This window comes from Bradyrhizobium sp. Arg816, assembly GCF_029989365.1.
Classification (GTDB): Bacteria; Pseudomonadota; Alphaproteobacteria; order Rhizobiales; family Xanthobacteraceae; genus Bradyrhizobium.
In genome coordinates this window covers 1-436 of the sequence record NZ_JAPRAQ010000242.1, presented here as the reverse complement: position 1 = coordinate 436, position 436 = coordinate 1, and the positions used below count along the sequence as shown (strand labels likewise).

The 436-nt window shown below is 57.6% G+C and carries 1 protein-coding gene; it reads left to right on the top strand.

What is annotated here, in order from left to right; all coding sequences use genetic code 11:
• Positions 1 to 211: 211 nt before the first annotated feature.
• The coding region (locus OWC48_RS46715) for a hypothetical protein (protein ID WP_282526025.1) at positions 212 to 436 on the top strand (225 nt) is incomplete at its 3' end.

The window sequence follows — 436 nt, the reverse complement described above, 5'->3', positions numbered from 1 at the left end:
ACTGCGGCATTAATGCCCACCCCATCTCACTTGTTCGTCACTTTATTGCCCGCTGGGGCGGGATATACCGCGCCCAACGCCGTTCCGGCCCGTTTTGACGCTTCTTCGTGAACCAGCGGTCGGGCGGTCAAAACAACATTAGATCGGCCCTGGGAACTCCGCTAGATAGCGGGCGTTTTCGGCGTGCTTCCTGTGATCAGAAAGAAATGAAGTGCTGACACGTATTGTTGTCTCGATTGTTAAGGCGTGCACGCGGTTTGCCATCCCTGTCGTCGTCCTCTCGCTGATATCAGCGGTCGCGGCGGGCTATTACGCGGCGCGCAACTTCACCATCAATACCGACATCAATACGCTGATCTCGCCCAACCTGGACTGGCGCCAGCGTGACATCCAGTTCGAGCAAGCCTTCGACCGCGAGCGCCTGATTCTTGCCGTC